Raw genomic sequence first — 4,636 nt, 5'->3', positions numbered from 1 at the left:
AAACGAACAAAATGAAATTGAAAAGGAGATTTAAAATCATGAAAAACAAAACACTTAGAACAAGCTCAATGAAATTAAAAAAGGTAATCGCTGCATCACTTGCCATTTCTGTACTTTTTGCATTTACGGGCTGCGGAAGTCCTTCCACAACAGACAATGCAAAACAGGAATCTTCTTCCACAACAGAAACAGGCAGCACAGATGAACTGAACGAAAAACTGAACGACCTTTACCAGCAGGAAAATCAGCTTTTTGCAGATCACAAAGATGCATGGGATAAAGCCTTTGGTCTTATGAGCAAGAGCACTGCTGTTAATGCCAAGAACGAAAACTATGCTGACGTCCTTGCAAATACAGTTGAATCTAATAAAGACTCTTTCTCCGAAGAAGAATATGAAACTCTGAGCAAAGACATTGAAACAATCCGTGGAATTGAAGAAGAGATCTCCAAGCTTGAAAAAGAGACTGCTGCATCCGAATCTTCCGACAGCTCTTCCTCAAAATCAGACGAGTCCACAGGTGTAGGTGTGTTCCGTGATTTCAAAGGAAAAGATCTGGACGGAAATGATGTAGATGACAGCCTTTTCGCTAAAAATAAAGTTACAGTTGTAAACTTCTGGTTCAGCGGATGCAAGCCATGTGTTGAAGAACTCTCTAAACTGAATGAATTAAACGAGACACTGAAAGAAATGGGCGGAGAAGTTGTTGGTATTAACACTGACACTTTAGACAACAATGAAGCTGGAATTAAAGAGGCAAAAGAAATCCTGAAAGCTCAGGGCGTTTCCTACAAGAACCTGACTTTCGATTCCAATTCAACAGTTGGAAAATACTACGGAAACATCATGACGTTCCCTACAACAGTTCTTGTTGATAAAGATGGAAATATCGTTGGAGAACCTTTCATGGGTGGAATCGATGATCAGTCAAATTATGATCAGCTGATGAAACAGATCCAGTCTGTACTTGATCAGAACTAATTTGTCAATTAGCTAACAGCCAGGCAATCTCCTCTTTGTATGGCGGAATTGTTTTCTTCTTCTCGCCGTCTGCGCAGAGCCACGGTGTCTCTAAGATTTTCGGGATGTCTGAGAATCTCTCATCGTGAACCAACCGGTGCAGGGTGTCGTATCCGATGGTTCCTTTTCCGATATTGGCATGGCGGTCTTTGTGGGCTCCGAGCGGATTCAAACTGTCGTTTACATGGAAAACGGCAATCTGGTCAAGACCGACGATCTCATCGAATTTCCGGAAAACACCTTCGTAATCATGGACAAGATCATAACCGGCATCGTTGACGTGGCAGGTGTCGAAGCAGACTCTTAAGCGGTCTTTTTTATGGACGCCGTCATAGATTTTTGCAAGTTCCTCAAAGGTGCGCCCAATCTCGCTTCCTTTTCCCGCCATCGTTTCAAGTGCGATGTACACCTCGTCCTCATTCTCATCAAGCACCATATTCAGGCCTTTCACTGCCTGTTCGATGCCCGCCTCTGTCCCTGCTTCCAATGCGGATCCCGGATGAAGCACCAGTATTTTACTGCGCATGGCGGCAGTTCTTACGATCTCTTTTTCCAGAAATTCTACGGCAAGCTCAAAGGTTTCCGGTTTTACTGTGTTGGCAAGGTTGATGATATAAGGCGCGTGCACCACGATTTCTTCAATCCCGGCTTTCTTTGCGTACTCCCAGCCCGCCTCGATATTTAACTCTGAAATTTCTTTTCTTCTCGTATTCTGCGGCGCCCCTGTGTAGAGCATCAGGACGTTGGAGCCATAGCTCTCCGCTTCTTTTACGGATGCCAGAAACATCTCTTTTCCTGCCATTCCCACATGGGAACCTAATTTGATCTGTGACATTTTGTATTTTCCTTTCCGGATCTGTTTTTTACTTTAATTCCATATTGATTGATTTTTCTGTAAAACCATAGTTTTGATACATTTCGTATGCCATTTTGTTTTTGGCATTGACCTGCAGCTCAATCGTATCATAGCTTTTTTCTTCCCTGATCTGCTTCACTTTTTCAAAGAACTGATGTCCGATCCCTTTTCCACGGTATTTTTCATCTACTGCCATGGTACTGATAAAGAGGATGTCCTTTGTCACCTGGGCAGGACTTTCCACATGGCGGTGTATCAGTTCCAGGACACCGGCAACAGCACCATCCACTTCTGCCACGTACCAGCTGTCACTTTTTAAGATCTGTTCAAACATTTCCCTTGTGATCAGTGGGCTTGCCGGCTTGTATACATCCGGTCTCCAGTCAACATGAAGCTTTTGAACCTGATCCATAATGTTGGAAAATCTGTCATAATCCTGTATTTTCGGAGTACGAATTGTAATCTTCATATGGGGGATTCCTTTCTACTTGTTTTTATAAATTGAAATTAAACTAAATCGCTGCGCGATGGCCTGCGAAGGCTGTGGCGCAGTTTTCTCTTTAACTAAAAAAAGGCAGTAGCTAATGAGTCCTAAAAGTAGTATTTCCTGAAAAATGACCGCACCTGCATCGCCGCAGCCGTTGTCGATTCCTTTTTCAGGCGCTCGGTATTGGTAACGAATAAATCGTCTCCGACAAGCTGTACTTTATCGCCGAGCTCTTTCGTAAGCTTCTGCCATCCTTCCCAGTCCTCTTCGTCTAAGGCGTCCTCGATGGGGATGATTGGATACTTGTCATCAGTCAAACTGATTTTCGTGATATTATCACACAATAACATAGTAAAAACCCTGTTAGTTTTTTCGACAGATCACTATCGATTATATTTAAGAAGATCCATCTACTCTGAGCTGAGTGCTAATTATATTTCTTACATAACTGTTTATTCTTATACATATAAGCATCTGCCTCATCCAATAACATCTGCATTGTACGCGCCATATCATCGGAGGATAATGCCCATCCGCATGCATAGTCGATTGGTAATTGATTTTCATAACTATTTAATCTGTCTTTTTCTCTGTACAAGGATTTTAATATTTCCCTAATTTCCGCCTCGCTCGTATGATAAATAACTGCTATAAACTCATCTCCGCCATATCTTCCAACAAAATCCTTTTCTGGAATAACACTGCGCAAAAGCTTTGCGAAATTCAATATCAACTTACTTTATTAAAAGAATACCCATAACAAATATCTTTTTAACAAGATGTTATCTCTGTTTTACGTTCAAAAATGTATTCCGTATCTGACGATAGTTCCGCCCTAAACACATAGCCAAATCTGTCAAATCTTTTAATATCCTCAGGATTTTCAATACTTTTTTCAGCCATGAACCTAACCATTTCACCACGAGCCATCTTCGCATATGTACCTTTTGTCACCAGTTTATCTCCTGACAACTCACAAAATGTAATCGTAATGTATCTATCCTGTTGTGTCAGATATTTTTCTATGCATTTAGAGTATTCTTTCGATGCCAGGTTAATTATAATCCTACTGTTGTCGATCACTGAACCATACAACATATCTCCCCAGTAATCATACAAGTTTTTCGCATCTCCTATGCTGACCTTTGCCTGCATTTCCAAGCGATAAGGTGTCACACCATCCAACGGTTTTAGAACGCCATAAAATGCAGATAATATCCTCAAATGATTTTGTACATACTCGAACTGACTGTCCTCAAACACGGATGGAGCCATATATTGAAAAGCAATTCCCTCATATGATAAAACAGCTGGAGTAAGTAAATGATAAAGATCCATGTTTTCCAATCTATTGAAATTCTGTTCTGCAATTTTGTCATTACATTTCCAGATAGTCTTCAGTTCTTCTTTTGACTTACTTTTCAACCAACTTTGTATCTCTGTCGTCTTTTCAATAAATTCAGGCAATCCATCCGGTGCTATGCTGTCAGTATCTGTAATCATCTTTTTAGCAGGGGATAATATTATCTTCATTAATCTAATTCCTTAAGCATATTTTCAGGATCATCTGCAGCCTTGACTTTATCATTTGCCTTTATAATAATCCCCTGTTCATCAATAAGATATGTGGTTCTTACTACTCCCATAGAAACTTTGCCATAATTTTTCTTTTCTTTCCATACATCATATGCTTCCATAACTTTCCGCTCTGGATCTGCTAAAAGTGTAAATGCCAATCCATATTTTTCCTCAAATCTCTTATGAGAGGATACAGAATCCTTACTGACTCCAAGAATAACTGCTCCTTTTTCGGTAAACTGAGGGTATCGCTCAGAAAAACCACATGCCTGTTTCGTGCATCCCGCTGTATTATCCTTGGGATAGAAATATAAAATTACTTTTTTTCCTGTATAATCCGATAATCTATGTATTTTCCCATTTTGATCTGGCAACTCAAAATCAGGCGCCTTAATTCCTACTTCCAGCATTATTTATTCCTCCATTTTTTCAGTGTATTCAATTGTAATTATACGCTACCATATTCCTATGTCAATTTGATAATAGAGCATTCCTATAAAATTTTTCAGAATATCATGGTTAAAACTATGTATTTATTTTTCTCCATTTTCTTAACAGGAATTTTACGCCCCCTATTGTATAATGCAATAAATAAACTAAAACGAACAAAATGAAATTGAAAAGGAGATTTAAAATCATGAAAAACAAAACACTTAGAACAAGCTCAATGAAATTAAAAAAGGTAATCGCTGCATC

General features: G+C 39.5%; 5 protein-coding genes and 2 pseudogenes. 1 reads left to right on the top strand and 6 read right to left on the bottom strand.

What is annotated here, in order from left to right; translation table 11 throughout:
• The first annotated feature begins 38 nt into the window (after positions 1–38).
• Positions 39–980: a TlpA disulfide reductase family protein gene (locus ACY2VW_RS13655; RefSeq protein ID WP_461878421.1), complete on the top strand. Its 942-nt coding sequence runs from the start codon at positions 39–41 to the stop codon at positions 978–980.
• Between the two features lie 4 nt (positions 981–984).
• Here the strand turns inward: ACY2VW_RS13655 and ACY2VW_RS13650 are convergent, their stop codons facing one another.
• The 6 genes and pseudogenes from ACY2VW_RS13650 to bcp all read right to left on the bottom strand — a co-directional run bounded on the left by ACY2VW_RS13650 (position 985) and on the right by bcp (position 4,350).
• The gene (locus ACY2VW_RS13650) at positions 985–1,854 is read right to left on the bottom strand and encodes a deoxyribonuclease IV (RefSeq protein ID WP_461878420.1); all 870 of its coding nucleotides are present in this window, start codon (positions 1,852–1,854) and stop codon (positions 985–987) included.
• Between the two features lie 28 nt (positions 1,855–1,882).
• On the bottom strand, positions 1,883–2,344 hold the full coding sequence (locus ACY2VW_RS13645; protein WP_461878419.1) for a GNAT family N-acetyltransferase: 462 nt from the start codon (positions 2,342–2,344) through the stop codon (positions 1,883–1,885).
• A 158-nt stretch (positions 2,345–2,502) separates the two neighbouring features.
• Positions 2,503–2,670, bottom strand: a pseudogene (eno, locus tag ACY2VW_RS13640) (phosphopyruvate hydratase); the annotation flags it as partial.
• Positions 2,671–2,789: 119 nt separating this feature from the next.
• Positions 2,790–3,098: pseudogene (locus tag ACY2VW_RS13635) on the bottom strand (GGDEF domain-containing protein); the annotation flags it as partial.
• 35 nt (positions 3,099–3,133) lie between these two features.
• On the bottom strand, positions 3,134–3,895 hold the full coding sequence (yaaA, locus tag ACY2VW_RS13630; protein ID WP_461878418.1) for a peroxide stress protein YaaA: 762 nt from the start codon (positions 3,893–3,895) through the stop codon (positions 3,134–3,136).
• Positions 3,895–4,350 (bottom strand): thioredoxin-dependent thiol peroxidase, encoded by a 456-nt coding sequence (gene bcp / locus ACY2VW_RS13625; protein WP_461878417.1) that lies wholly within the window; start codon positions 4,348–4,350, stop codon positions 3,895–3,897. Before bcp ends, yaaA begins: the two co-directional genes overlap by 1 nt.
• Positions 4,351–4,636 lie beyond the last annotated feature (286 nt).

This window comes from Fusicatenibacter sp. (genome assembly GCF_977045365.1).
Note: the sequence above shows the minus strand (reverse complement) of the source record. Positions and strands in the feature narration are given on the sequence as shown.

Bases quoted from the DNA above. Each gene is read 5' to 3' on its own strand.
- yaaA (WP_461878418.1), bottom strand. From the start codon at position 3,895: ATGAAGATAATATTATCCCCTGCTAAAAAGATGATTACAGATACTGAC.
- bcp (WP_461878417.1), bottom strand. From the start codon at position 4,350: ATGCTGGAAGTAGGAATTAAGGCGCCTGATTTTGAGTTGCCAGATCAA.
- ACY2VW_RS13650 (WP_461878420.1), bottom strand. From the start codon at position 1,854: ATGTCACAGATCAAATTAGGTTCCCATGTGGGAATGGCAGGAAAAGAG.
- ACY2VW_RS13655 (WP_461878421.1), top strand. From the start codon at position 39: ATGAAAAACAAAACACTTAGAACAAGCTCAATGAAATTAAAAAAGGTA.
- ACY2VW_RS13645 (WP_461878419.1), bottom strand. From the start codon at position 2,344: ATGAAGATTACAATTCGTACTCCGAAAATACAGGATTATGACAGATTT.